At 68.7% G+C, this 25,068-nt stretch carries 29 protein-coding genes; 14 read left to right on the forward strand and 15 right to left on the reverse strand.

Going from position 1 to position 25,068, the window contains the following annotated elements:
* Window position 1 precedes the first annotated feature (1 nt).
* Window positions 2–1,399 carry a M20/M25/M40 family metallo-hydrolase gene (locus tag KHC23_RS02290; RefSeq protein ID WP_213368963.1) on the reverse strand — a complete coding sequence of 466 codons (1,398 nt, stop codon included), beginning with the start codon at window positions 1,397–1,399 and terminating at the stop codon, window positions 2–4.
* A 136-nt stretch (window positions 1,400–1,535) separates the two neighbouring features.
* On the reverse strand, window positions 1,536–3,074 hold the full coding sequence (locus KHC23_RS02295) for a helicase HerA-like domain-containing protein (protein WP_213368965.1): 1,539 nt from the start codon (window positions 3,072–3,074) through the stop codon (window positions 1,536–1,538).
* Window positions 3,075–3,270: 196 nt separating this feature from the next.
* On the opposite strand from KHC23_RS02295, the gene folP reads away from it, so the two are divergent.
* Both folP and folK read left to right on the forward strand, forming a co-directional pair.
* Window positions 3,271–4,113, forward strand: a complete 843-nt coding sequence (gene folP, locus KHC23_RS02300) for a dihydropteroate synthase (protein WP_213368966.1) — start codon at window positions 3,271–3,273, stop codon at window positions 4,111–4,113.
* Window positions 4,103–4,654 carry a 2-amino-4-hydroxy-6-hydroxymethyldihydropteridine diphosphokinase gene (gene folK, locus KHC23_RS02305; RefSeq protein ID WP_213368968.1) on the forward strand — a complete coding sequence of 184 codons (552 nt, stop codon included), beginning with the start codon at window positions 4,103–4,105 and terminating at the stop codon, window positions 4,652–4,654. The genes folP and folK overlap by 11 nt, the downstream gene beginning before the upstream one ends.
* A 90-nt stretch (window positions 4,655–4,744) precedes the next feature.
* Here the strand turns inward: folK and KHC23_RS02310 are convergent, their stop codons facing one another.
* Window positions 4,745–5,071 (reverse strand): hypothetical protein, encoded by a 327-nt coding sequence (locus tag KHC23_RS02310; RefSeq protein WP_213368970.1) that lies wholly within the window; start codon window positions 5,069–5,071, stop codon window positions 4,745–4,747.
* A 183-nt stretch (window positions 5,072–5,254) separates the two neighbouring features.
* On the opposite strand from KHC23_RS02310, the gene KHC23_RS02315 reads away from it, so the two are divergent.
* Together KHC23_RS02315 and KHC23_RS02320 are read left to right on the forward strand one after the other, a co-directional pair.
* The gene (locus KHC23_RS02315) at window positions 5,255–6,241 is read left to right on the forward strand and encodes a zinc transporter ZntB (protein WP_213368972.1); all 987 of its coding nucleotides are present in this window, start codon (window positions 5,255–5,257) and stop codon (window positions 6,239–6,241) included.
* Between the two features lie 83 nt (window positions 6,242–6,324).
* Window positions 6,325–6,699, forward strand: coding sequence for a hypothetical protein (locus KHC23_RS02320; RefSeq protein ID WP_213368974.1), 375 nt, complete (start codon window positions 6,325–6,327; stop codon window positions 6,697–6,699).
* Between the two features lie 83 nt (window positions 6,700–6,782).
* Here the strand turns inward: KHC23_RS02320 and KHC23_RS02325 are convergent, their stop codons facing one another.
* Window positions 6,783–7,379: a superoxide dismutase gene (locus KHC23_RS02325; RefSeq protein WP_213368976.1), complete on the reverse strand. Its 597-nt coding sequence runs from the start codon at window positions 7,377–7,379 to the stop codon at window positions 6,783–6,785.
* A 270-nt stretch (window positions 7,380–7,649) separates the two neighbouring features.
* On the opposite strand from KHC23_RS02325, the gene KHC23_RS02330 reads away from it, so the two are divergent.
* Complete coding sequence (locus KHC23_RS02330; protein ID WP_213368978.1) at window positions 7,650–8,654, forward strand: hypothetical protein; 1,005 nt, start codon at window positions 7,650–7,652, stop codon at window positions 8,652–8,654.
* 76 nt (window positions 8,655–8,730) lie between these two features.
* Here the strand turns inward: KHC23_RS02330 and KHC23_RS02335 are convergent, their stop codons facing one another.
* Both KHC23_RS02335 and msrB read right to left on the reverse strand, forming a co-directional pair.
* Window positions 8,731–10,857: a S9 family peptidase gene (locus KHC23_RS02335; RefSeq protein ID WP_373878536.1), complete on the reverse strand. Its 2,127-nt coding sequence runs from the start codon at window positions 10,855–10,857 to the stop codon at window positions 8,731–8,733.
* Window positions 10,854–11,291, reverse strand: coding sequence for a peptide-methionine (R)-S-oxide reductase MsrB (msrB, locus tag KHC23_RS02340; protein WP_213368985.1), 438 nt, complete (start codon window positions 11,289–11,291; stop codon window positions 10,854–10,856). The genes KHC23_RS02335 and msrB overlap by 4 nt, the downstream gene beginning before the upstream one ends.
* A 365-nt stretch (window positions 11,292–11,656) precedes the next feature.
* Here msrB and KHC23_RS02345 point away from each other — a divergent pair, with 365 nt between their 5' ends.
* On the forward strand, window positions 11,657–12,082 hold the full coding sequence (locus tag KHC23_RS02345; protein WP_213368987.1) for a Ros/MucR family transcriptional regulator: 426 nt from the start codon (window positions 11,657–11,659) through the stop codon (window positions 12,080–12,082).
* 52 nt (window positions 12,083–12,134) lie between these two features.
* Here the strand turns inward: KHC23_RS02345 and KHC23_RS02350 are convergent, their stop codons facing one another.
* Window positions 12,135–12,419 (reverse strand): hypothetical protein, encoded by a 285-nt coding sequence (locus KHC23_RS02350; RefSeq protein ID WP_213368989.1) that lies wholly within the window; start codon window positions 12,417–12,419, stop codon window positions 12,135–12,137.
* Window positions 12,420–12,608: 189 nt separating this feature from the next.
* Between KHC23_RS02350 and KHC23_RS02355 the strand changes: the two genes are divergently transcribed.
* Both KHC23_RS02355 and KHC23_RS02360 read left to right on the forward strand, forming a co-directional pair.
* Window positions 12,609–12,971 (forward strand): helix-turn-helix domain-containing protein, encoded by a 363-nt coding sequence (locus KHC23_RS02355; RefSeq protein ID WP_213368991.1) that lies wholly within the window; start codon window positions 12,609–12,611, stop codon window positions 12,969–12,971.
* Window positions 12,964–13,515 carry a DUF6456 domain-containing protein gene (locus KHC23_RS02360; RefSeq protein ID WP_213368993.1) on the forward strand — a complete coding sequence of 184 codons (552 nt, stop codon included), beginning with the start codon at window positions 12,964–12,966 and terminating at the stop codon, window positions 13,513–13,515. Before KHC23_RS02355 ends, KHC23_RS02360 begins: the two co-directional genes overlap by 8 nt.
* On the opposite strand, the gene KHC23_RS02365 is transcribed toward KHC23_RS02360, so the two are convergent.
* The gene (locus tag KHC23_RS02365) at window positions 13,512–13,946 is read right to left on the reverse strand and encodes a SufE family protein (protein WP_213368995.1); all 435 of its coding nucleotides are present in this window, start codon (window positions 13,944–13,946) and stop codon (window positions 13,512–13,514) included. The genes KHC23_RS02360 and KHC23_RS02365 overlap by 4 nt on opposite strands.
* 70 nt (window positions 13,947–14,016) lie before the next feature.
* A complete protein-coding gene (locus tag KHC23_RS02370; protein WP_213368997.1) occupies window positions 14,017–14,553 on the reverse strand; it encodes a DUF5330 domain-containing protein in 537 nt (178 codons plus the stop codon).
* Between the two features lie 251 nt (window positions 14,554–14,804).
* Between KHC23_RS02370 and KHC23_RS02375 the strand changes: the two genes are divergently transcribed.
* Together KHC23_RS02375 and KHC23_RS02380 are read left to right on the forward strand one after the other, a co-directional pair.
* Window positions 14,805–15,509, forward strand: a complete 705-nt coding sequence (locus KHC23_RS02375; RefSeq protein WP_213369003.1) for a peptidoglycan-binding domain-containing protein — start codon at window positions 14,805–14,807, stop codon at window positions 15,507–15,509.
* 6 nt (window positions 15,510–15,515) lie between these two features.
* Window positions 15,516–15,860: a DUF1491 family protein gene (locus KHC23_RS02380; RefSeq protein WP_213369005.1), complete on the forward strand. Its 345-nt coding sequence runs from the start codon at window positions 15,516–15,518 to the stop codon at window positions 15,858–15,860.
* 27 nt (window positions 15,861–15,887) lie between these two features.
* On the opposite strand, the gene KHC23_RS02385 is transcribed toward KHC23_RS02380, so the two are convergent.
* Window positions 15,888–16,988: a DUF2336 domain-containing protein gene (locus KHC23_RS02385; RefSeq protein WP_213369007.1), complete on the reverse strand. Its 1,101-nt coding sequence runs from the start codon at window positions 16,986–16,988 to the stop codon at window positions 15,888–15,890.
* 141 nt (window positions 16,989–17,129) lie between these two features.
* On the opposite strand from KHC23_RS02385, the gene KHC23_RS02390 reads away from it, so the two are divergent.
* Complete coding sequence (locus tag KHC23_RS02390) at window positions 17,130–17,291, forward strand: hypothetical protein (protein WP_213369009.1); 162 nt, start codon at window positions 17,130–17,132, stop codon at window positions 17,289–17,291.
* Window positions 17,292–17,326: 35 nt separating this feature from the next.
* Here the strand turns inward: KHC23_RS02390 and KHC23_RS02395 are convergent, their stop codons facing one another.
* The 3 genes from KHC23_RS02395 to KHC23_RS02405 form a co-directional block, all read right to left on the reverse strand.
* Entirely contained in the window at window positions 17,327–17,872 is a 546-nt protein-coding gene (locus KHC23_RS02395; RefSeq protein ID WP_213369011.1) for a DUF1254 domain-containing protein, read from the reverse strand.
* 49 nt (window positions 17,873–17,921) lie between these two features.
* Window positions 17,922–18,512 carry a DUF1214 domain-containing protein gene (locus KHC23_RS02400; RefSeq protein ID WP_213369013.1) on the reverse strand — a complete coding sequence of 197 codons (591 nt, stop codon included), beginning with the start codon at window positions 18,510–18,512 and terminating at the stop codon, window positions 17,922–17,924.
* A gap of 89 nt (window positions 18,513–18,601) precedes the next feature.
* Window positions 18,602–20,833 (reverse strand): transglycosylase domain-containing protein, encoded by a 2,232-nt coding sequence (locus KHC23_RS02405; protein ID WP_373878537.1) that lies wholly within the window; start codon window positions 20,831–20,833, stop codon window positions 18,602–18,604.
* Window positions 20,834–21,008: 175 nt separating this feature from the next.
* Between KHC23_RS02405 and KHC23_RS02410 the strand changes: the two genes are divergently transcribed.
* A complete protein-coding gene (locus KHC23_RS02410) occupies window positions 21,009–21,515 on the forward strand; it encodes a YcgN family cysteine cluster protein (RefSeq protein WP_213369014.1) in 507 nt (168 codons plus the stop codon).
* 49 nt (window positions 21,516–21,564) lie between these two features.
* Here the strand turns inward: KHC23_RS02410 and KHC23_RS02415 are convergent, their stop codons facing one another.
* Window positions 21,565–22,701, reverse strand: coding sequence for an alpha-hydroxy acid oxidase (locus KHC23_RS02415; protein WP_213369016.1), 1,137 nt, complete (start codon window positions 22,699–22,701; stop codon window positions 21,565–21,567).
* A 250-nt stretch (window positions 22,702–22,951) separates the two neighbouring features.
* Between KHC23_RS02415 and KHC23_RS02420 the strand changes: the two genes are divergently transcribed.
* On the forward strand, window positions 22,952–23,713 hold the full coding sequence (locus KHC23_RS02420; RefSeq protein WP_271188731.1) for an FCD domain-containing protein: 762 nt from the start codon (window positions 22,952–22,954) through the stop codon (window positions 23,711–23,713).
* A 117-nt stretch (window positions 23,714–23,830) separates the two neighbouring features.
* Here the strand turns inward: KHC23_RS02420 and KHC23_RS02425 are convergent, their stop codons facing one another.
* Window positions 23,831–24,730 (reverse strand): DMT family transporter, encoded by a 900-nt coding sequence (locus KHC23_RS02425; RefSeq protein ID WP_213369020.1) that lies wholly within the window; start codon window positions 24,728–24,730, stop codon window positions 23,831–23,833.
* A 116-nt stretch (window positions 24,731–24,846) separates the two neighbouring features.
* Here KHC23_RS02425 and KHC23_RS02430 point away from each other — a divergent pair.
* A partial coding sequence (locus KHC23_RS02430; RefSeq protein ID WP_246543990.1) for a DUF6481 family protein occupies window positions 24,847–25,068 on the forward strand: 222 nt, incomplete at its 3' end.

Here is a 25,068-nt window from a genome sequence, read left to right on the forward strand (position 1 = left end):
GCTACTCCGCCAGCGCGGCCAGGATGCGAACCCAGCTGCGGATGCCCTTGTGGAACGAGGTGAGGTCGTATTTCTCGTTCGGCGAATGGATGCGGTCGTCGTCCAGCGAGAAGCCGACCAGCAGCGTGTCCTGCCCGAGCACCTTCTTGAACTGGCCGACCACCGGAATCGAGCCGCCTTCGCCGACCGTGACCGGCGGCGTGCCCCATTCGGCTTCCAGCGCCCTGGCGGCCTTGGCAAGGTCGGGATTGTCATGGCGCACCGCCACCGCCGCGCTGCCTTCGCCGCCGAGGAACTCGACCGTGCAGTCATCCGGCAGTTGCGCGCGGACGAACGCCCGCACCGCGTCGCGAACCTGCACCGGGTCCTGGTTGGCGACCAGCCGGCAGGAGATCTTGGCGGTGGCGATGGAGGGGATGACGGTCTTCGAGCCTTCGCCGGTGTAGCCGCCCCACAGGCCGTTGACCTCGAAGGTCGGGCGCGAGGAGATCATCTCGATGAGCAGGCGGTCCTTTTCGCCGATCGGGTTGGCGAGGCCGATGGGGCCGAGGAAGTTCGCCGGCGTCAGGTCAAGCTTCGACCACGCCTCGCGGGCGTAGTCGGGCGGCTCGACGACGCCGTCATAGAAGCCGGGAATGGCGATGCGCCCGTCCGGTCCGTGCACGGCGGCGATGATCTTCGCGATAATGTGCAGCGGGTTGGCGGCGGCCCCGCCATAATAGCCCGAATGCAGGTCGCGGTCGGCGCAGCGGATGACAAATTCGTCATGCATCAGCCCGCGCAGCGACAGGATGATGGAGGGCGTCTGCGGGTCCCACATGCCGGTGTCGCAGACGAGGGCGAGGTCGGCCTTCAGCGCGTCCTTGTGAGCATGGAGGAACGGGCCGATATTGGCCGAGCCGCTCTCCTCCTCGCCCTCGACCACCAGCGTGACCTCGACCGGCAAGCGGCCGGTGGCGCGCAGGAAGGCGCGGCACGCCTCGACGAAGGTCATCACCTGGCCCTTGTCGTCGGCCGATCCGCGCGCGACGATACGCTTCACACCGTCCGCGTTCTCGACGATGCGGGGCTCGAAGGGCGGGCTCTCCCACAGGTCGAGCGGGTCGACCGGCTGCACGTCGTAATGGCCGTAGAACATCACCCGCCGCGCCGCGCTGCCGGTGGAGGTGCCGGTGACGACGGGGTGTCCTTGTGTGTCGTTGAGCTTTGCCGACAGGCCGAGCGAGGCGAGGTCGTCCACCAGCCACTGGCCGGCGCGCCGGCACTCGGCGGCATAGGCGCGGTCGGTCGAGATGGAGGGGATGCGCAGGAAGGCGAACAGGCGCTCGATGCTGGCATTGAGGTCGGCGTCGACAGTGGCGAGGACACGGTCGAGGTCTGTCTTGGTAAGAGCGGCCATGGCCGGAATCCTTGTCGTTTTCTGGAAGGCCTTTTCCGCCTCATCGCCGGGCTTGACCCGGGGACCCAGATACCTTGCGCCTTAGTCAAGGGCCGGGTGGCCGGGTCAGGCCCGGCCATGAGGGTGTGCCGGGAGCTTACCGCCGCCGGGCACCGCCGAGAACGTTACGCAATATGGCCCTGGTGACCTCGTTGGTGACCTGCCGCGTCACCTGGTTGACCATTCTCTCGCCGACGCTCATACCGCCGCGCGGACCGCGGCGGAAGAGTCCGCCTAGGGTGTCGGACAACCATCCCCCGCCCCCGGCGGCATCGGCCTGCGTGGGCGCCGGCGCTGGCGCGCCCTCGGCGGGGGAACTTTGCTCGGCGCGCTTGGCGAGCATCTCATAGGCCGACTCGCGGTCCAGCGTCTCGTCATAGAGCCCGCGTACCGGGCTCTGGGCGATGGCGACCTTGCGCAGTTCCGGCGTGATCGGTCCGACCCGGGCGGCGGGCGGGGCGATCAGCGTGCGCTCGACGATGGAGGGCGTGCCGTTGCCCTCAAGTGTCGAGACCAGCGCCTCACCCTTTCCGAGCTCGGTGATGACCTGGGCGGTGTCCAGCTTCGGGTTGGGGCGGAAGGTGTCGGCCGCCGCCTTCACCGCCTTCTGGTCGCGCGGGGTGAAGGCGCGCAGCGCGTGCTGCACGCGGTTGCCGAGCTGGGCGAGCACGCTTTCCGGCACATCGAGCGGGTTCTGGGTGACGAAATAGACGCCCACCCCCTTGGAGCGGATGAGCCGCACTACCTGCTCGACCTTCTGCAGCAGCGCCTTGGGCGCCTCGTCGAACAGCAGATGCGCCTCGTCGAAGAAGAACACCACTCTGGGCTTGTCCGGGTCGCCGACCTCGGGCAGTTCCTCGAACAGTTCGGACAGCAGCCACAGCAGGAAGGAGGCGTAGAGCTGGGGCGAGCCCATCAGCCGATCGGCCGCGAGCAGCGAGATGGTGCCGTAGCCCGAGCGCCGATCGACCCGCATGATGTCGCTGATCTTCAGCGCCGGCTCACCGAAGAACTTGTCCGCGCCCTGATTTTCCAGCACCAGCAGGGAGCGCTGGATGGCGCCGACGGTAGCGGGAGAGACATTGCCATAGGTGGTGGTGAGCTTGGCCGCGTTCTCCGCCACGAAGGCGAGCATGGCGCGCAGGTCCTTGAGGTCGAGCAGCAGCAGGCCCTGCTCGTCGGCGATGCGGAAGACGACGTTGAGCACGCCTTCCTGCACGTCGTTGAGGTTCATCAGCCGCGCCAGCAGCAGCGGCCCCATCTCCGAAACGGTGGCGCGCACCGGGTGACCCTGCTCGCCGAACAGGTCCCAGAAGATCACCGGGAACTCGTCCGGCACATAGTCGACGCCGATTTCCTCGCAGCGCTTGACGATCCAGTCCTGCCCCTCGCCGGGCATGGCGACACCGGAGAGGTCGCCCTTGATGTCGGCGGCGAAGACCGGCACCCCGGCGCGGGAGAAGCCTTCCGCCAGCGTCTGCAGCGTCACCGTCTTGCCGGTGCCGGTGGCGCCGGTGGCGAGGCCGTGCCGGTTGGCGAGCTTGAGCGTGAGGTATTCGGGCTTGCCTTCGGATCGGCCGCCATCGCCCGATGTGCTTCGGCCGACAAAAATCCTGCCGTCAACGTCCCCGGACATGGCCGTCTCCCCCGCACGCTCGCAATGCCTCCTTTAGAGCGCAGGCGAGGGCGGTTCGGCAAGCGGGGGCGATGGAGATGGCGGCCACTGCCGGGCTCGTCCCGGCCGTGACGGGCTGCATGGTTTTGACGGCAGGCGCTTGCGTTCCGCGTAGCGGCGGGCGATTTGGAGGCGAGACAGCAACGCCGGGAACAAGATGGCTCCTCTCACTCCGCCCACCCAGCGCATCTTCGAGGCGCGCGGCCGCCGGCTGAACTATGCCGGCCGCACACTGGTGATGGGCATCCTCAACGTGACGCCGGATTCTTTCTCCGATGGCGGGCGAAGCGCTGTGCTCGACGACGCCCTCGCCAACGCGCATCGCCTCGTGGCGGAAGGAGCGGACATTCTCGACATTGGCGGCGAATCGACCCGGCCCGGCCACACGCCGGTGCCGGCCGAGGAGGAGATGGCGCGCGTGCTGCCGGCGGTGAAGGCGCTTGCCGCACTGCCGGTGCCGATTTCCGTCGATACCCAGAAGGCTGTGGTCGCCGCCGCCGCGCTCAAGGCCGGGGCGAGCATCGTCAACGACATATGGGGGCTGATGGGCGACCCGGAGATGGCGCGAGTGGCGGCCGCCCATGACGCCGGCGTGGTGGCGATGCACAACCGCGCCAGCGTCGACCCGAATGTGGATATCGTCGCCGACATTCTCGGCTTCTTCGACCAGTCACTGGAGCGGGCGGCACGCGCCGGCATCCGCCCCGAGCGCATCAGCCTCGACCCCGGCATCGGCTTCGGCAAGACCTTCGAGCAGAATCTCAAGGCGCTGGCCTCGCTCGAGGTCTTCAGCCGGCTCGGCTTCCCGCTGCTGCTCGGCACTTCCCGCAAATCGCTGATCGGCAAGGTGATCGAGGCTACGCCGGCCGAGCGGCTGCCGGGCACCATCGCCTCGAATGTGATCGGGATTCTGGCCGGCTGCGCCATCATCCGCGTGCATGACGTGGCGGCGCATGTGCAGGCGGTGCGGGTGACGGAGGCGATCCGGAATGCCTCCTAGGCTGCCTCCCGAATTCTTCATCCGCCGGCCGCGCAAGGTCGAGAAGCGCGTCGCCTATCTGTGCCTCGGCTCCAATCTCGGTGATCGGGCGGGGACCATGGCGAAGGCTGTGGGACTGATCGCCCGCGCGGGGCTCAAGATCATCGCCCGCTCTTCGCTCTACGAGACCCCGCCCTGGGGCCCGGTGCCGCAGGGGCCGTATCTCAACATGGTGGTGGCGGTGGAGACCGAGCTTTCGGCGCGGGAATTGCTCAACATGCTGCTGGGCGTCGAGCACGCCTTCGGCCGCGACCGCAGCCGCGAGGTGCGCTTCGGGCCGCGCACCATCGACATCGACATTCTGCTCTATGGCGACGAGACGATCGCCGAACCGGACCTCGAAATCCCGCATCCGCGCATGATGCAGCGCGCCTTTGCGCTGATTCCGCTGAGCGAACTGGCGCCCGACTTCGTCGTCGGCGGCGTGGCGGTAAAAGAGGCGTTGCAGGGGCTCGACCGTAGCGGCATCGTCAAGGTCGTGCCCCAGCCGGCAACCTATTGAATCGGCGAGGGACGGCGGATGGCTCCGCCGCCCCCGGCCGTTCGTCGCCCCCTGGGAGGAAAGGGCGCGCCGAACCCCGCGGCACAATCGTCAGCGGCACACCCGGACGTCGCGGTAGTAGGGCTGGCCCCAGCTGTTGTAGAGCGTGCGCGTCTCCATCCAGCAACTCGGGCGGTAATAGTTGTTGGCGGCGCCGGCGGCGATGGCGCCGACGGCGAGGCCGCCGATGATGCCGGCGGCGACCGCGGCGCCGTTATTGTGGCGGCGCGGGCCGTAATAGTAGCCGGGACCGCCCCAGCCGGGGCCACGCCAGCCCGGGCCACGCCAGCCATCGGCGGCGGCGGGAACGGCGGTGAGGAGGGTAGCGCCTGCGAGAGCGAGCGCGGCGAGCTTGCTGGTCTTGGTGAAGCGGATCATGGCGAAATCCTCGGATGAACTCTGCGGGGTCGCTCGCGGGCCGGAAGGCCTTCGACGACGCCACATTAGTCGCCCCTTGCCGAACCCAAACTGAACCGGCTGTTGCAAAAGGTTCATCAAACTGAACGCATTCCAATCCGTGCGTTCATCCGGCATTCATTCCGGAAACGAGGAGCGAGAACGTTGCCCGATTACGATAAGGAAGGTCTCGTTTCCGCCTGGAGCTTCGATGGGGCCGGCGGAGCGCGGCGGATCGGCTGGGAGGACATCCTGAGCGGGCCGCCTTCCGGGGGAGGGTTCGACTGGATCAACCTGCAGCAGCTGGAGCACCGCCATGGGCACAACTGGCTGGCGGATGGCAGCGGCATCGACCCGTCGATCCTCGAGTCGCTGGCCGCCGCCGAGACGCGCCCGCGCTGCGCGCTGTTCGACAATGGTGCCTTTCTCAATCTGCGCGGCATCAATCTGATGCCCTATTCGCTGCCGGACGAGATGCACTCGATCCGCTTCTGGGTGGAGCCGCACCGCATCGTCTCGGTGCGGCGGCGGGCGCTGTCGGCGGTGGGCGATTTCGAGGACGCCATTCATCGCGGGCGGGCGCCGCGCACCCCGGGTGAGTTTGTCGCCGACCTTTCCATGCGCCTGGTCGACCGCATGGACACGGTGATCACCGCGCTGGCGGAGCAGGCGGACGAACTGGAGGAGCAGGTGCTGAGCGCCACGCTTTCCAATCTGAGCCCGAAGGTCTCCGAGGTCCGGCGCGTCGCCATCATCCTGCGCCGCTATATTGCTCCGCAGCGCGAGGCGCTGAACCATTTCTCGCTGGAGGATGCCGAATGGCTCTCCCCGCGCGACCGCAACCGGCTGCGCGAGGCGGCCGACCGGGTGACGCGTTTCGCCGAGGAACTGGATTCGGTGCGCGACCGGGCGGCCGTGATTTACGACCAGATGGTGGAACGGCGCGCCGAGCAGATGAACCGCTCCATGCTGGTGCTGGCGGCGGTGACGGTGATCTTCGCACCGCTGACGCTGATCACCGGGTTCATGGGCATGAACGTCGAAGGCATTCCCGGGGCGCAGGACCCTAACGGCTTCTGGGCGGTGACTTTTTTCGCCGGCATGCTCGGTGTCGGGCTGGTGGCGTGGCTGCGGATGGTCCGCTGGCTCTAAGCCGCCCCTTTTCCTTGCCCGGCAGGCGCATAGATTGATGGCGTGCCGGCGGCGACCTTCCGCCGGCCGTGGAGGGAAGTACCATGCGCGGGAAAGCGATTGCATCGGCGGCAGTCCTGGCCGGCCTCATGCTGGCAGCGGCCGGCAGCACGGCCGGGGCCTATGAATTCACCGGGACCTTTCCCGGCGGTGATTGCCGGAAGATGGCGGCTTCGACCCCACCGGCGCAGCTCTGGTACGGCCATTTCACCGGCCGCCGGCAGGCACCGTGGAATTATGATTTCATCGAGGGGCGCACCGCCGAAGGGTGCTTCCGCAGCAAGGCGGAATGCGAGAACTGGCTCTACCAGTGGCGCTCGGCCTGGCAGCTCAATTTCTGGAACGACTATTGCGTGAAGGGCTGGCCGCCCAAGGCCCGCCCGGCGGGCCCGCGCACGCAGGTGCCGTTCGGCCAGTAGTGCGGGCCGGTCGACGAAAGAGGGCGCCGTCGACAAGCGACGGCGCCCGGTTTTCGCGCGAGGACCGCTCAGGCGGACCTGGATCAGACGGCCTTGGAATAGAGCTCGGCGACGTGTTCCCAGTTCACCAGGTTCTCGACGAACGCCTTGAGATAGTCGGGGCGGCGGTTGCGGTAGTCGATGTAGTAGGAGTGCTCCCACACGTCGCAGCCGAGGATCGGGGTGGCGCCGTGGACCAGCGGGCTCTCGCCATTGGCGGTCTTCATCACGACGATCTTGCCGTCCTTGACCGCGAGCCAGTTCCAGCCCGAGCCGAACTGGGTCACGCCGGCCTGGATGAAGTCTTCCTTCATCTTGTCAACCGAACCGAGGTCCTCGACGATCTTCTTCTCAAGCTCGCCGGGGATGGCGCCGCCACCATTCGGCTTCATCCACTGCCAGAAATGGATGTGGTTGAAATGCTGGCCGGCATTGTTGAACAGGCCGGCATTCTTGCCGAAGGAGCCCTTGACGATCTCTTCCAGCGACTGGCCTTCCCACTCGGTGCCCTTCAGCAGATTGTTGCCGTTGTTCACATAGGCGAGGTGGTGCTTGTCGTGGTGATATTCGAGCGTCTCGCGCGACATATAGGGGGCGAGCGCGTCGTAGGAGTAGGGAAGCTCGGGAAGCGTGAAGGACATGGAATCTGTCTCCGCAAATTGAAATCCGGCCGCGCCGCTTCGGCGCCCCTCGCGGGTGCGCGGGCACCGCGAAAGATCGGCTCCGACTAGATAGGGCGCTCCGCGGGCGCGGACAACCAAAAGCGTCGCGCGCGGCAGATTTCTTCGCCGTAGCGCGCCGGCGGCGGCGATGCGCAGACATTCGGCCTCCGTGCTTTCGCTAAGGCTGTACTGGACGTAAAGTCTCGTAGAAGAAGGACCGGCGGCGAATCGGTCCGGCGGAGTTTCTTTATGGGTGCAATAGTCATCGGGATCGGTGCGGCGCTGGCTGCGATCGGCATCGTCCTCGGAGCAATCGGGTTCGGATCCGTGGAGACGACTTCCGGGGCGGGCCTGATGACGGTCGGCAGTACCGGTTTTGTCGGCGGTCTTCTCGTCGTGGCCCTCGGTTTCATTCTGAGGGTCTTGAGCGACATCGCCGAGAAGCTCGACGGTGCGGTTCATTTCGAGTCGTTCGAGGATGAGGCTCACGCTGGACGGGTGGAGGCCGCCGGCAACCCCATCTTGGAGGAGCCTTTTGTGCCGGCCGCTCCGCCCCACGCGGAAGCGCCGAGGCCAGCGTCCGCGCATGCATCGCCCGCCGCGCGCGAACCGCTTGAACTGGCCGCCGAGGACGACGAGCGGGAACTGCCGACCTGGTTTTCCCGCAAGCGGGCGGGCGAGCCGCCGGCCGGTGTCGAGCCGGCCTTCGCGCCTGAGCCGGAGTTCGAGCCGGAGCCCGACTTCGAACTGCCGCCCTTCCGTTCGCCGCTGCCGGAGCCGGTTCGCCAGGACACGGTGCGGTCCGAACCGGCGCGGACTGAGCCTGTGCGGACGGAGCCTCTGCGCGCAGATCCCCTGCGCTCCGAGCCTTTGCGTCCCGAGCCAGCGCGCCGGGAACCGCCGCCTTCCTTTCTGCGGCCGGGGGGCGCCGGTGGCGGGGCGCCGACAGAACGTCCCGCGCCCGCTGTCTCCGATGAGGAGATCCGTGCACCCCGCCTGCGCGAGGAATTCACGCCCGAGCCGGATGACGCACCTCCCGCCTTCCTGCGGGAGGCAGACCTGCTCTCGGACGAGCCGGAGCCCGCGCCCGCTGCGCCAGGGGTTACCGTGCTGAAGTCGGGCACCATCGGCGGCATGAGCTACAAGCTCTATTCCGACGGCTCGATCGAGGCCGACCTGCCCGACGGCATGCTGCGGTTCGCCTCGCTGCAGGAACTGCGCGACCATGTCGCCGGCGGTGCCAGCCGCGAGTGAACGGCCTGCTTGCTCCTCACCAAAGCAAAGGGCGCCATGCGGCGCCCTTTTTCGTTTCCCATGTGGACGCCTTCGCTCAGTGTCCTGCCATGGCGAGGGCGAAGGCATAGACCATGGCAGTTTCCTCCAGCCGGTCGAACCGGCCCGAGGCGCCGCCATGTCCGGCCTCCATATTGGTGCGCAGCAGGAGCGGGCGACTGCCGGTCTTCATCTCGCGCAGCTTCGCCACCCATTTTGCCGGTTCCCAATAGGTTACCCGCGGGTCGGTGAGGCCGGCGAGGGCGAAGATGGCGGGATAGTCCTTCGCTTCCACATTGTCATAGGGCGAATAGCTCTGGATGGTAGCGAAGGCTTCCGGATCGGTGATCGGATTCCCCCATTCCGGCCATTCCGGCGGGGTCAGGGGCAGCGTATCATCGAGCATGGTGTTCAGCACGTCGACGAACGGCACCTCGGCGACGATTCCGGCGAACAGGTCGGGGCGCATGTTCGCCACGGCACCCATCAGCATGCCGCCGGCCGAGCCGCCATGGGCAACGATGCGATCCGGGGCGACGATCCGTTCGGCGACAAGGTGCTCGCCGGCGGCGATGAAGTCGCGGAACGTGTTGGTCTTGCTGGCCAGCTTGCCCTCGCGGTACCAGCGCCAGCCCTTTTCCGTGCCGCCGCGTATGTGAGCGATGGCGAAGACGAAGCCGCGATCGACAAGCGACAGGCGCGTGGTTGAGAAGCCGGCGGGAATGGCGATGCCATAGGCGCCATAGCCATAGAGCAGGCAGGGAGCGGTGCCATCGAGCGGGGTGTCGCGGGCGAACAGCAGCGAGACCGGGACCAGTTCGCCATCTGCTGTCGGCGCCATCAGGCGACGGGTGACATAGCGCCTGGGATCGTGGCCCGAGGGCACCTCCTGCCGCTTGCGCAGCGTGCGGGCGCGGCTCGCCACATCGTAGTCCCATACCTCGGACGGGGTGGTCATCGAGGAATAGGTGAAGCGGATCTCGGTCTTGTCGAAGCCGTAGCCGGGATCGAAGCCAAGCGAATAAGCCTCCTCCGCGAAGGCGACGACGTGTTCCGCGCCGTCCGCCAGTGCGCGCACGACCAGGCGCGGCAGGCCGTCCTCGCGCTCGAGTCGCAGCAGATGGCCGCGCAGCACGCTCATGGACAGGAGCAGCCGGCCCGGTTTGTGCGGCACCAGGTCGCGCCAGTGGGCGCGGCGCGGCGTTGCCAGCGGTGCGGCGACGATCTTGAAGTCCTCCGCCCCCTCCGCATTGGTCTCGATGATCAGGCTTTCCATGCCGCCGAGCGACGGGTGATGCTCGACGCCGTAACGCAGGCCCGCCTCGCGCGGCTCGACGAGACGGGGGGGCTCCAGCGGCGCTTCGAGGTCGAGCAGCCAGACCTCGCTGGTATCGTGGTCGCCACAGGAAATCAGGCCGAAACGCCGCGACTGGGTGTGGCCGAGCGAGACGAAGAAACCCTTGTCCGGCTCCTCGTAAACCAGCGTGTCCTCGGCCGGATCGGCGCCCAGACGGTGGCGGTAGACGAAGCTGGGGCGGTGCTCGGCATCGCGGCGGATGTAGAAGAGAAAGGCGCCGTCCGCGCTCCAGAGCACATCGCCCGTCGTCTCGGTGACGAGGTCCGGCAGATCGGTGCCGGCCTCGATGTCACGGATGCGAAGCGTGTAATATTCGGAACCGGCCTCGTCCGCCGTCCAGGCGTAGAGCCGGTGGTCGGGCGATTGCCGGGCGTCGCCGAACTGGAAATAGGCCTTTCCCCGCGCCAGAGCGTCGCCGTCGAGGAGGAGAGTCTCGCCGGCGACGGCGCCGGCCGGGCGGCGGCAGATCAGCGGGTGCTGCCCGCCCTCGCGGAACCGGGTGAAATAGGCGAACGGACCATCGGTCGCCGGAACGGACGTGTCGTCTTCCTTGATGCGGCCGCGCATTTCCCCGACCAGTTGCTGGCGCCGCTCAGCGTGCGGTGCCAGCCACGCCTCGGCCTCGGCGTTCTCCCTCTCCAGCCAGGCGCGGATGTCGGCGCCGAGCACGGAGGGGTCGCGCATGACTTCGCGCCAATTGTCGGCGCGGAGCCAGGCGTGTTCGTCGACCAGCGTCCGGCCGTGGAAATGGCGCACCAGCGGCGGGTGCACGGCAGTCGGGCGGGCGCCGTTGGCGATGTCGTTGACGGCGGATTTGTCCGTTGTCACGCGGGTTTTTCCTCGCCGGCGAGAGCTTCCGCCTCGAAGGCGAGGGCGACGCCGTTGATGCAGAAGCGCTGGCGCGTGGGCGGCGGCCCGTCCGGGAAGACGTGGCCGAGATGGGCGTCGCAACTGGCGCAGCGCACCTCGACCCGGTGCATGCCGTAGGAGTGGTCGTGATATTCGCTGACGGCCTCGGCATCGACCGGCTGGAAGAAGCTTGGCCAGCCGGTGCCCGATTCGAACTTCGCATTGGAGCGGAACAGCGGCGCCTCGCAGCACACGCAGCGGTAGAGGCCCGGCTCCTTCTGGGCGAGGTGCGGACCGCTGAACGCGCATTCGGTTCCGTGGCCACGCGTGACGCGATACTGCTCGGGGGTGAGCCGGGCGCGCCACTCGGCGTCCGTCTTCACCACGCGGGGGCGGCGGGAGGTCTGGTCCATGGGCAAATCCTTGAGGTTTTCCGCAGAGATAATCGCCACCACGGGCAGCGGCAAGTGTTAGCGTCGTTCACGAAGTTTTGCCTGCGCGCTGGCCGCCAGGTCGTCGGCGGTGAAGCAGCCTCTAGACCTCGTAGAGCTTGCACAGTGGGGCGACAGTCTGGCGGCTGTACGGCGTTGCACACATGATTGCGACGAATCCCGCCGAAAAACCTTGTTATCCCTGCTATTCAAGTCTATCTGTGTTCTTGAGGTCAATGGCGGCGCGAATACGTGGGAGAGAGACGTATTTGCACGTACAAGGGCGGGCGTGAGAGCGCGCTTCGGCGCCGCGTCAAACTTTAGCTACATCATTTGAAGAATGAGCCATGAGCGACACCAACGACGCCGACAGCTATATCGAACTGGCCGCCGATATCGTCTCGGCGTATGTGAGCAATAATGCGGTCTCGGCCAATGAACTAGTCACCCTCATTGCAGAAGTGCACGGCGCGTTGCAGCGGGTGGACAAGGGTGAGGTCGAGACGGTTGCGGAGCCGCTGAAGCCCGCCGTGCCGCTCAAGAAGTCGGTTATGCCTGATTACATCGTCTGCCTCGAGGACGGCAAGAAGTTCAAATCGCTGAAGCGGCACCTGCGAACGCAATATGACCTTACCCCCGAGGCGTATCGCGAGAAATGGGGCCTGCCGGCGGATTATCCCATGGTGGCGCCCAACTACGCTGCCGCGCGTTCAGCGCTGGCGAAGGAGATGGGCCTCGGCCAGCAGCGCCGACGGGCGGCCGCGGGCGGCTGAGTAAGCAGATCGGGCGCCGCGCCTTTGCGGCGACACGCTACCGGGAAGGTCGTCACCATGTGTGGCGGCCTTTTTCGTTGTTTGGCTTCCCGGCGGGGGCCCGCGCCTCGACTTCGGCGAGCAGGCGGCGCAGCGCGGCGTGGCGCGCCGCGTCATAGCCGATGCCGCTGCGCGCGGCGCGTCGCTCGGCGCGCAGCAGACGCTGCAGCGCCGCGCCGCGATCCGCTCCCGGCGAGCCTAGAAACGGCCGCAGGGCGGCCACCCTTCCGGCGATAATGTCCTCGGGCTCCTCGCTGCGTGCCGCGCGGATGCGGCGATGGTGCCGGTGGAATGTCATGAATGTCTCCGCTGAACCGGCTTCAGTATCGGGCCAGTGACGCCAGTGCGGATATAATTCCTAGAACGAGAGCCTGTTTCCGCAATGCCCTTCGTTGCGGAAATGCATACTGACGTATGTTCTAGTTATGTTCTTGTCAGTCGACGCCTCCGCATGTAGGCTTAAATTCCTTCAATGGAGATTTCGTCCATGGCCGTAGACAACAATCCGGCGCCTTCGACGGCGTCGGGGCCCGAGCCGTGCCTCATCGCCGCGTCGTTGGCTGCCGAGGCGACCGCCATTCCCCTCGGCCTCGTGCTGCATGAGCACCGGCTCGACCGCCGCTGCGCCTCGGCCCGAGCCCTGGCGATGTATCTCGCCCATGTCGGGCTGGGCCTGCCCATGACCCGGGTCGCCACCGGTTTCGGCCGTCATCGCTCCACCGTCGCCCATGCCTGCCGCCGGATCGAGGAGCGGCGCGAGATCGCCGGCTGGGACCGCTGGGTCGCCGCGCTGGAGGAGGACGTACGACGCCTCGCTCTCCCTGGAGACCGGGGAGGTGCCCATGGTTGAACGCCGCATCGACCATGTCGAGGTGGAGATCGACGGCGTGCGCTGCGCCGTCGCGGTCGACCTCGAGGAAAGCCCGCTCGGCTGGCTGGCGCGGCGGCGCGGTCGCGACGGTAGTCGATTCATCGCGCCGGTGCAGCTTATCGCCGGCGAGCGGCTGCGGGCGGATTTCACCCGCGCCGGCATGGCCCCGCGCCTGACCGCCAATTGGGACGCGGTGACGCGGACGGACCAGCGCGGCGCGGCGCCCGGGCTCAACGCTTCGGAGGCCTCCTTCGCGGCCCGCCAGCGCGTGTCGCGCGCCATGGAGGCCGCGGGGCCGGAATTTTCCGGCCTGCTGATGGATGTCTGCTGCTTCCTCAAGGGGCTGGAGCAGGTCGAGCAGGAGCGTGGCTGGCCGGCGCGCACCGCCAAGGTGGTGCTGGCGCTGGGGCTCGACCGGCTTGCGCGGCACTACGGGCTGAGCGAGGCGGCGCAGGGCCCGAGCCGCGCTCGCACCCGTGCCTGGAGGGCGGCGGTCACGGGTGGCGCCGGCGAAGGGCTTTAGGCGGCGGTGTCCGCGAGTGCCTTGCGCGCTTCCCCACGGATCCGCTCCACCATGGAGCGCAGGCCGTTTGAGCGCTGTGGCGTCAGGTGGTCCTTGAGGCCGATGCGCGCAAACACCGCTCCCGGGTCGGTCGCCAAGATATCGCGGGCCGGACGGTCCGAATAGAGCGCAAGCAGGATGGCGACCAGGCCGCGCACGATATGCGCGTCCGAATCGCCAAGCAGGGCGAGGCGCGGGCCGTTCTCGCCCTGCTTGGTCTCGCTCACCAGCCAGACCTGGCTGGCGCAGCCCTGGACCTTGGCTTGCTCGGTGCGCCGCTCCTCCGGGAAGGGCGGCAGGGCGCGGCCCAACTCGATGAGGTAGCGGTACCGGTCGTCCCAATTGTCGAGGAGTTCGAAGTCCTCGATGATGCTGTCGATCTTTGATGTCATCGGCGCCTCTCCGCCCGCATATAGGGGGGCGGGGCGCGCGAGCGCAATGGTTGGGGCCAGCCCGACCTTCTCAGGCCGGCCGCCTGGGCGGCAGCGGGACGACGCCGGGCGCGGCCGGCAGGGCCGGGATGGCTTTGGCAGGCATCGCCCCGGGGGCCGGCGCCGCCGGGGTGGCGGAACCGGTGATGTCGGAAGGGGCAAACCCGGCCGGCGGCTTCGGCCCCTGCCAGACGGGGCTGAGATCATGGGTGGTCAGCGTGTCGCCGGCGCGCGAGCCGCCGGCACGGGCCGCCGCCTTGCGCTTTTCCTCGACGATCTGCTCGGAGAGATAGCCGAGTGCAAAGCGCGCGCCGGCCTCGGCCCGCTCGCCGATGAGTTCGATCACGCTGGCGCCGATGGCGCAGGCCTGCGGCTGGCGGGCGCAGAAGCCCCCAGCGTCCGCCACCGCCGAGGTCGCCGCCGAGAGCGCCTGCATGGCGCTGACCTTGGGCTCGCCGCTCTCCGGCGTGCCGCTGTCCGGGGCGCGCGAGGCCGGTCCGCCGATCACCGCCGGCAGCAGCAGGAAAACGACGGTGAGCCAGAACCCAATGCGCAGCAGAAAGAACATGATCCTTCTCGCGGATGCCGTCCCGAGCGTGCGCCGGATGGCACGCCTCGCCCGGAATGTAGACTTCGATGGCCGGACCATAGCGGTTGCGGGTTGCTCAACCGGTGTCGGAAACGTGCAAAATCAGTCGATCGCGGAAAGCCGATGTTAAGCACGCCCGTGGCTTTTAGGGTTCGCTTAAACCGCGCATGGCATGGTCGCTGCGTCCGCGCCGATTGCGCTTCCCGATTCGGTTGCCAGAATACGGTTCCATGCCCCGTTCCTACGCCAGCGACCTTCTGGTGGACGATATCGACCTCGTCGGCGAGCGCGCCGCGGGGCGCCCATACCGCAGCGGCCGGCGGCGGTCGGACCTGTTCATGCTCTTCCTCGCCGGTGCTGCCAGCGCCGCCGTGCTGTTCAACGCGCTGGCCCTGCAACAGGGGCGGCCGGGAACGGCGGGCCGGGCTCCGGTGCCGGTCTCCGCGCCGGGCGACATCCGTCAGGTGGAGAACCCGCGCGCCGCTGCCAGCCCGCCGGCGCCCATAGCCCCGACACCCGCCGCCGCGACTCCTGCCGCCCCTACACCTGCCGCGACGGCGGCGTCGCTGCCGATGGACGCGGCGCAGGCAGTGGCGTCCACACCCCTGCCGCCTTCCAAGCCCGCAGTGCCGCGCGTTGCCCCACCGGCCGCCGCTGCCCCCGCCGCGCCGACGCCGATGGCGGAGGCCGCGGGTGCGTCGGCCTCCGGCCTTCTGCCGCCCGGCGAGGTGCCCGTGTCGCCGCGGATCATGGATATCCAGAAGGCGCTGGCCCGCCTCGGCTATGGCCCGATCCGCATCGACGGCGTCTATGGCGCGGCGACGCAGGAGGCCATCGAGCGCTTCGAGCGCGACCGCCGCCTGCCGGTGACGGGGCAAATGTCGGAGCGTGTGATTCGCGAGTTGAACGCCGTCTCCGGCTTCACGATCCGGTAGGGCTCGATGCGGCTGAAAAGCGCGATCTTCGTGTCCGCCCTGCTGCGTCGGGCCAATGGCGCCGGCGCTTTCGCCGCCGTGCGACGCCGCGGTGCCGAGGAGGCGGGCGCCGTGTTCGTCAAGGTGGCGACACAGGACGGCAGGGCCGCGCTCTACGGTCCGGCATTGCCGTCACTCGAAGGGCTTCCGGAGGAGGGGGTACGCCTTTTCACCCCGCTGGTGCCGGCGGGCGCGCCGGAGAGCGAGGCAGAAGCGCGGATGGTGCGCGAGATGCGCTATGATTCCGACCTCTGGCTGGTCGAGATCGAAGACCGCGCCGGGCGCTGCTTCCTCGATCTTTCGCGCGGCTAGCCGGCTTTTCCCGTCGTTTTTCTCGGGTCAATGCTTGCGTTGGCGATTGTCGGCGGTGGCCGGCGCCGCAGCCGCCGTCGCGTGCGGTCCACCGAAGCTGCGCATGGACGGCGGGTCTTCCGTCCGCTCGCGTGGCGGGCGCCGTCCGGGCCGCCAGGAGGCCACCAGATGCTGGGCGCTGGCGAGCGGCAGTTCATCGAACATTTCGGCCAGCCGCGCCATCTCCCCGGCGGAACGTCCCGCCGGATGAAGCCGGAACAGCACCCGCGAGAGGATGGCGAAGGACAGGCCGAGCGCGCGGGCGACCACGGCCAGCGACTGACCGGTGTCGTCGGCGACGATGCGAGCGGCGTTCTCCGGGGTGACGCCCAGTGCCCGCTCCATCAGCGTGGCGAGCGCGTCTGCACTTTTCGCCTTGGCAGCGTCGAGCAAGGCGTCGACGAAGCTCGCCGGGGCCGCCGCCGGACGCTCGGCTAGAGGCAGCGGCGGCAGGGTTACGAGGCGGGCGACGAGGCCGGCACGTTCCTCTGGCCCGGCGTTGAAAAAACCGGGGCCGGCGGAAAGCGGGGGCTCTGGCGCCGTCGGGGCGGCTGCGGCCGGAGTGGCTGGCGACAGGCCGACGCCCTGCGTTGGCGCGGTGCGGCCGGCTTGTGCTCGCGGCGTGGCAGCATCATCCGCCGGTGCTTGCGCGCGGCCGCGGTGAATGAGTTCGGCGATGCGTTTGGCGAGCGCCGGTGAGACTTCGCGCCGGGCGGCCATGGCAGCGAGATGCGCGGGCGCGGCGTTTTCGGCCAGTTCGGCCAGATCCTTCTCGTCGAGAACCGGCGACAGGCGCAGGATCGGTCCGGCCAGCGAGATGTTCGCCGTCGCCAGATAACGCGCCAGCGCGCGTGGCAGCGCCGGGTGCGGGGCGAGTTCGCGCACATAACGGGCCGCCACCGGCACCTCCACGCCTTCGATCAGCCGAACCGCGAGGGTAATGAACCGCGCTTCCGCCGCCTCGCCGAGATCCGGCTGCTTCAGGAATTCGCGCACCAGCAACCGCAGCATCGCCGGACGGGTATCTCGGTAGGGGAGATGCATGGGGTCGACCGGATCGATGGGGCCGGAGCCTGACATGGAAGGCATGGACGGCGGGCTGCTCGTGAATGACTCCTCGCGCCCCGGGCGGAGGCACGAAACAAAACTACGCACCGAACGTTAGAAAGCCGTTAACCATGGTTGCGCCGTACTGGTCGCATCCGGTTGGCTGGAGAAAGGGAGGGCGCGATGGGAGCATTGGTGCCGTTTCCGAAGCGTTGGGCGCAAGGGCAGGCCCCGAGCGTCCGCGTGCCGTCCGAAGGCTCGGCGAAGGTGATCATCCTTCCCGTGGTGCAGATGGTGCGGCCCGGCGTCGACGGGCTGGCCCCGGCGACCCAGGAACCGTGCTGACGCGGCATTGAACGCCGCGGTCACCCGCCATCGGATCAGGAGGCGGGGGCGCAGTTGGCCATCTGCATGCGCGCGCGCGCATCCTCGCGGGCGCTGCGTTCGCGCACCAGCGCCCGGATCAGCACCACGCCCTCGTCGCCCGGCGATTCGACGATCAGCCGGTCGGCCGCGGTGACGTCGTCGTCCTCCGGCAAAGCGGCGCGCTGCTTGGTGTTCATCAGGTCGAGCTCGATGATGGAACGCCCGGCCGATCGGTCGTTGATGGCGTAGAAGGGCAGGCCGTAGCGGGTGTAGAACGACACCGAGGTGTAGTCCTCGGTGGTCGGCACCCGCACCTTGAGCGGCCCCGCGGCGAGATCGTACAGGCATACGGCGGAGATGAAGGCGGGGTCGGTGGCCGGCAGCACGGCGCCGAGCGCCGACGGATCGTCGATCGGCGTCATCTCGTTCGGCGTGGCCACGGCGGCAAGGCGCGCATAGGCGTCCTGCTCGGCCAGATAGGGCAGCACCAGCACCGCCGCGAGGTGGACGATGAGGCCGAGCACGAGGCCGACGAGGACGGTGAGGACGATGCGGCTCATCGCGGTGCGCTCCGGCGCGGACGGCGCGGCACCTGCCGGGCGGGCGCGCTCACGAGGTGCGCTCCCACGGGCAGCGCTCGGTGACGACCTTCGGCATCTGTGGCGCGTCGCTGGTGCGGTTGGCGAGGCCGACGGAGGTGTCGTAGAGGCGGAAGGTCAGCACGATGCGGTCGCGCGCGCCGGTGGGCAGCCAGTTGCCGGCCCGCGCGCGCGGGCCGAGCGCCACATCGAGCGTGCTGTCGCGGTTCCACACCACTTCGGTGCTGGTGAAGCCGGTCCGGTCGGCGGCGTTTTCGATCAGCCTGCCGTCCCGGTCGGTGACGGTCAGCGTCCAGAAGCGGGCCTGCGGCAGGCCGCCGGAGACGCGGATATCGCAGCGCCCGTCGAGCGGCTTGCCGCTCGAATCGGTGTCGGCGACGAAGGCGATGCCGTCCGCCAGTTCCAGCGGCAGCTCGCCGGCGCGGGCGAAGGCGGCGCGCGCATAGGGGTCCGCCGTCTCCGTGCCGGCGCGCGGCCAGGTCTCCCAGGGGCCGGAACGCACCAGCCCCGGCCCATACCCGTTCACCGTGGTGATCCAGGTAAGGCCCAGCCCGAGGGCGGCGCCGATGGCCAGGGTCAGGAGGAACAGCAGGGAGCGCACGGGCAGGAGCTATCCGGTGGAGCGGGCGCCACATGGATGGGCGCTTGCGATGGCGAGGTCAATTGCGGCGACGGGGTCAATTGCGGCGGTCAGTTGCTCCCCACCAGGCTGGCGCCGGGGGGCGGGGCGGGGGCGATGGCGGCGGTCGGCCGGCGGGCCGGCTCGCTCGCCGCCTCGCGCAGCCGCGCCGAGAGCCCCATCAGCCGCTCCGCCGAGGCCGGCGAAAGCGTGACCGGGCGCTGCACGCCCTCGATCTCCAGCGCGGAGGCCTGCGCCGCCGCGCCGTCGAGCTTCGGCGCCGGCTGGTTGCCGAGCCCCGGCGTCGGCTTGATCTCGATGCCCTGGTGGGCAAAGGCCATGACCTTCTGCCAGGTCATCGCCGGCAGCGAGCCGCCGGTCATCCGGCGGGTCGAGGTGTAGTCGTCATTGCCGAACCAGATGGCGCCGACATAATTGCCGGTGAAGCCGACGAACCAGGCGTCGCGATAGGCATTGGTGGTGCCGGTCTTGCCCGAGACCTTGGTGCCGGGGATCATGGCGCGCCTTCCGGTGCCGCGCTCCACCACGCTGTTGAGCATCGGGTTGATCATGTCGATGATCTCCGGCGGGATGACCTCTTTCGGCTTTGCGCCGTTCTGGGCGAAGCTCCAGACCGGCTCGCCATTGGGCGTGCGCATTTCCACCACGGCGTGCGGATCGACCGCGTAGCCGCCATTGGCGAACGCCGAATAGGCGGTGGCCATGTCGATCACCGTCACTTCGGCGGCGCCGAGCGGCAGGGCGCGGGTGATCTTCAGTTCCGTCTTCAGCCCCATGGCGTGGGCGAGATCGACGATGCGCCCGCGCCCGATCGATTCCGCCAGCTTCACCGCCACCGTGTTGAGCGAGCGGGTGAGGGCGTTGATCAGCGGGATCGAGCCGGCATAGGAGCGGCCGTAATTCTGCGGGCACCAGTTGCCGATGCAGATCGGGCCGTCGACCACGATGGTGTTGGGCTTGTATTTCCCGGTCATCAGCGCCGCCGTGTAGACGAAGGGTTTGAACGAGGAGCCGGGCTGGCGCAGCGCGTCGGTGGCGCGGTTGAACTGGCTCTCGCCATAGTCGCGCCCGCCGACCATGGCGCGCACCGCCCCGTTCGGCTCCATCACCACCATGGCCGACTGCTTGGTGCCATAGTCCTTGCCGAACTGGCGCAGGCTGTCGCGGATGGCGGTGTCGGCGGCCTTCTGGATGTTGGGGTCGAGCGCGGTGCGCACGATGAAGGAGCGCTCGGCATAGCTTCTCGGCAGCGTCTCGACGATGCGCTTCACCTGGTCGAAGGCGTAGTCGAGGTAATATTCGGGCAGGTCGTCCTGCTTGCGGTCCACCGGCGTGGCCGGGTTGCGGCGGGCGCCGAACACCTGGCCCTCGGTCATGAAGCCGGCTTCGACCAGATTGTCGAGCACCACGCTGGCACGCCCGCGCGCCGCCGGCAGGTTGACATGCGGGGCGAATTTCGATGGCGCCTTGAACAGGCCGGCCAGCATCGCCGCCTCGGCCAGGTTCACGTCGCGCGCCGACTTGCCGAAATAGTACTGCGCCGCCGCGTCGACGCCGAAGGCGCCGCCGCCCATATAGGCGCGGTCGAGATAGAGCTTGAGAATCTGGTTCTTGGTGAGGTGGAACTCCAGCCACAGCGCCAGGAAGGCTTCCTTGATCTTGCGCTCCAGCGTGCGCTCATTGGAAAGGAACAGGTTCTTGGCGAGCTGCTGGGTGAGCGAGGAGCCGCCCTGCACCACGCCGCCGGCCCGCGCATTGGAGAGAACGGCGCGGAAGGTGCCGGGAATGTCGATGCCGAAATGCTCGTAGAAGCGCCGGTCCTCGGTGGCGAGCACGGCCTTAATCAGGTGATCGGGAAACTCCTCCAGCGGCACCGTGTCGTTGTGGCGGATGCCGCGCTCGCCGATGGTGTTGCCATAGCGATCGAGGAAGGTGACCGACAGCTCGGCGCGCTTGAGCCAGTCATCCGACGTTTCCTGAAACGCCGGGACGGCGAGCGCCAGCATGAGCACTGCGCCCACCGCGCCCCAGGTCATAGCTTCGGAGGCGAGGGAGAGGGCGTGGCGGGGGGGGCCCTGCACGTTGAAGCGTTCGGTGAAGGCGACGAAGCCGTCCCAGGTCGAGCGCAGCCCGACGCCGCCGGAATAGATCGACGAGTCGATCCAGGAATCGATGCCGAGCAGGAGATGGCGCAGCCGCCGGCGCAGGCGCGAGGGCGTGCGCCCGCCCGCGGGCGGTTCCCGTGGCGGCTGGTCCGGCAGATCGGCGTTCGTGTCGTTCAAGCCCGTGCTCCAGCGGCGCCCGGAAGTCCCGTTTGCTCTTATAACAAAGCACTTGCCGCGCGACGAGGGCGGCAACAAGGCTCGCCAGAGCGGGGATGCGACGCTATCTAATGCGTGATGGCCGGTTCGTGAAGCATGAACCGGCGCCCGAGACCGAGCCGGAAAACCCAGACCGATGCACGATACTTCGACCGCCGCCGCGGCGGCGCCGTTCTGGCGTACCAAGAGCCTCGACGAGATGGACCCCGCCGAGTGGGAAAGCCTGTGCGACGGCTGCGGGCGCTGCTGCCTCGTCAAGCTGCAGGACGAGGATACGGACGCGATCGCCTATACCGACATCGGCTGCAAGCTGCTGGACGATTTCGGCTGCCGCTGCCGCAACTATCCCGACCGGCAGGCGCAGGTGCCCGATTGCGTGCGGCTGACGCCGCAGACGGTGCGCGCGCTCGACTGGCTGCCGCCCTCCTGCGGCTACCGGCTGGTGGAGGAGGGGCGCGACCTCTACTGGTGGCACCCGCTGGTCTCGGGTGACCCCGAGAGCGTCCACGCCGCCGGCGTCTCGGTGCGCGGCAAGGTGGCGGCGCTGGAGGACGAGCTGCCGCTGGAGGACTTCATCGACCACATGGTGCGCTGGCCGCTGCGCCTGCCGCGCGGGGCGGTGCGGCGCAAGGCGAGGGGGTAGGCCGAGGCCGCGATAGGTCGACGCCGCGACAGGCTTTTGCGCCTGCCCCTCACAACTCCAGCACGCTCCTGTCGACCTGCTCGATGTCGCGGGTGCCGGTGAGGGCCATGGAGACGTCGAGTTCCTTGCGGATGATCTCGATCGCCTGCGCGACGCCGGCCTGGCCGCCGGCGGCGAGCGACCACAGGAACGCCTTGCCCATCATGCAGCCCTTCGCCCCGAGCGCGCGCGCTTTCAGGATGTCCTGACCCGACTGCACGCCGCCGTCGAACCAGATCTCGCTCTTTCCCCCGCCGATGGCGTCGACGATGCGCGGCAGCGCCTTGATGGTGGACACCGCGCCGTCGAGCTGGCGGCCGCCATGGTTGGAGACCACGATGGCGTCGGCGCCGGTCTGCGCCGCGATCTTCGCGTCCTCGACATCGAGAATGCCCTTGAGGATGAGCTTGCCGGGCCAGATCGAGCGCACCCATTCCACGTCCTTCCACGACAGGGACGGGTCGAATTGGCCGGCGATCCACTGCGAGAGGGTCGAGAGGCTGTCGCTCTCCTGGCGCACCGCGAGGTTGCCGAAGGAATGGCGCCTGCCCATCAGCACGCTGGCGATCCAGCGCGGCTTGGTGGCGATGTCGAGTGCATTGGCGAGGGTGAGCTTGGGCGGCACGGCGAGGCCGTTCTTGATGTCGTTGTGGCGCTGGCCCTGGATCTGCAAATCGAGCGTCAGCACCAGCGCCGAGCATTTCGCCGCCTTGGCGCGCTCGACCAGCGATTCCGAGAATTTGCGGTCGCGCATCACATAGAGCTGGAACCAGAACGGCTTGTCCACCGCGCCGGCGACGTCCTCGATCGAGCAGATCGACATGGTGGAGAGGGTGAACGGGATGCCCGCCGCCTGCGCCGCGCGGCAGCCGTGGATTTCGCCGTCGCCATGGAAGAGCCCCGTCAGCCCCGTGGGGGCGATGGCCAGCGGCAGCGCGACCTTCTCGCCGATCAGGGTGGTGGCGGTGGAGCGGTCGGAGACGTCGATCATCACCCGCTGGCGCAGCCCGATGGCGGCGAGGTCCGCCCGGTTGGCGGCGAGCGTGGTCTCGTCATAGGAGCCGCGGTCGGCATAGTGGAAGATGGCGCGCGGCACCTTGCGCATGGCGATGGCGCGCAGGTCCTGGATATTGGTCACGACGGCCATTGGCGTTTTTCTCCCCCGGCTTCTGTTTCCGGGCAGGCTGATACGCCTCCTCCGGCCGACGTCAATGGTATGGCAGGGCGGGCCCGATCGACATGGCCGGCCGCATGGCCGCCCGCCCGCCCCAGCCTCCGGCGGGAGGACGAGGCGCGCTTTGGTAAAATTTCCTTACCACCGAAGTCAAGCAGGATGGATGCGCGGCCTCGCGCGCCGATGTAGTGTCCGCCGCCGAAGGGCACGAAAGGGGGAGACCGTGGAACGCTTGCGCACACCCAAGCTGGCGGAGGCGATCGCCGAGCATATCGAGCGGCTGATCCTCGAAGGCGTGCTGCGCCCGGGCGAAAGGCTGGCCAGCGAGCGCGACCTCGCCGAGCGGCTCGACGTGTCGCGCCCCTCGCTGCGCGACGCGCTGGCGCTGCTGGAGCAGCGCGGCCTGCTGGCGACCAGCCGCGACGGCACCCGCGTGACCGAGTTCCTGTCCGGCCTCACCGACCCGCTCGCCGGGCTGTTGCAGTCCAACGAGCAGGTGACGGCGGATTATTTCGAATACCGCGCGGCGGTGGAGCGCACGGCGGCCGGGCTGGCGGCGGTGCGCGCGACGGCACCGGAGCGGCAGGCGATCCGCGAATGCCTCGCCGAGATGCAGGCGGCCCACGAGGCCTGCGACCCCGACCGCGAGGCCGAGGCCGACATCGTGCTGCACCGGCTGATCTATGCCGCCTCGCACAATCTGGTCATCCTGCACGTCATGCGGGCCTTCTCCGAGATGCTGCGGCGCGACATCTTCTTCAACCGCACCAGCCTGTTCACCCAGGCCGAATCCCGCGACGCGCTGCTGATCCAGCACAAGGCCATCGGCGAGGCGGTGGTGGCGGCCGACCCGGAGGCGGCGGAGAAGGCGATCTACCAGCACCTGAAATTCACCGGCGAGACGGTGGAGCGGACCCGGCGCGATTCCGCCCGGGTCGACCTCGCCGTGCGCCGCCTCAGCCGCTCCACGCTGCTGGCGGGGTGAAGTCGATTTCGCCCCTGCGCGGGTTTTCCGCCGGGTGACGGCCGGGGCGGGGGTTGTCCGCTGCGCGGGGGGGTGCCGCTGGGTCCCGGATCGGCGCCGCGCGGGGCGCGACCGCCCTCAGGCGCCCGGGTGCTCCATCGCCGCCTCGGTGCGGCCGAGGCGGATGAGGCCGAGCACCAGCGCACAGCCAATGCCGATGACCGCGCCGCCGGCGAGCTGGGGCAGCGATAGCGGCTCGTTCAGCAGCACCGTGCCGATGGTGATGGCGACGCCGGTGACGCCGAACTCGACGCTGAGCGCCCGGGTCGGGCCGATGGAGGCGATCAGCCGGTAGAAGATCACATAGGTGATGGCGCTCATGCCCACCCCGGCGATGACCAGCGTGCCGAAATCCTTCAGTTCCGGCATCCCCGGCACCGGCACGAAGGCGAGCAGCGGCAGGGTGAGCAGCCCGCCGAACAGGAAGGCGCCGATGGTGATCTCCCACGAGCCGGCGGCCGACAGGCGGCGCCCGGCATAGACGCTGCCGAAGGCCGAGGACAGGGTCGAGCCCAGCGTCGCGGCGCAGCCGACGAGGAAATCGGCCGTCACCGGCTGGGCCGGAAAGCCGACCAGCAGCACGATGCCGGCGGCGCCGAGCGCGATGCCGACGGCGCCGCCGAGCCGGATCGGCTCGACCCGCCACAGCGCCGCGATCAGCATCGAGAACAGCGGGATGGTGGCGACCAGGATCGCCGACATGGCGGTGCCGATGCGCGGCAGCCCATAGGCCAGCAGGGCCAGCTGGGCGGCGACCGTGGTGGCGCCGACCACGAACAGCGGAAAGAGGCCGAACGAGAAATCCAGCCGGCGGCCGATGGCGCGGGCGGCGAGGAACAGCGTCGCCGCCGCCAGCAGGGCGCGGAAGGAGACCGAGCCGACCCAGCCGAAGGCGTGGATGTTGTGATCCATCACCACGAAGGACGCACCCCAGACGAACGCCAGGAAGACGTAGGAGGCCAGATCTCTGGGAGTCATGAACCGCACCGCGAGCAGCGAGACGCGGCTGCATGCGGCCGGATCGCGCGCGGAAACTAGTTGGTCGCAAGCGGCTGTCAATCTCGTTCAAAAAGAGATAAGGGAGGCGCATGAAAATGAGCGATACCTTTCAAGACCGCCAGAAGACCGCCGCCGAAGCCAAGGCCCGCCTGCTTGAGAAGCTCGCGGCCCGGCCGGGGCCGGACGACCCGGTGATGATTGCCAAGGCGGCCGAGCGCAAGGCTGCCGCCGAGGCCCGCCAGGCCGCCGCCGAAGCGCGCAAGGCCGCCAAGATCGCGCGCCAGGAGGCCGAGGCCGCCGCCGCGCAGGCCGCCGCC

It is taken from the genome of Ancylobacter dichloromethanicus (assembly GCF_018390645.1).
Lineage (GTDB): Bacteria > Pseudomonadota > Alphaproteobacteria > Rhizobiales > Xanthobacteraceae > Ancylobacter > Ancylobacter dichloromethanicus.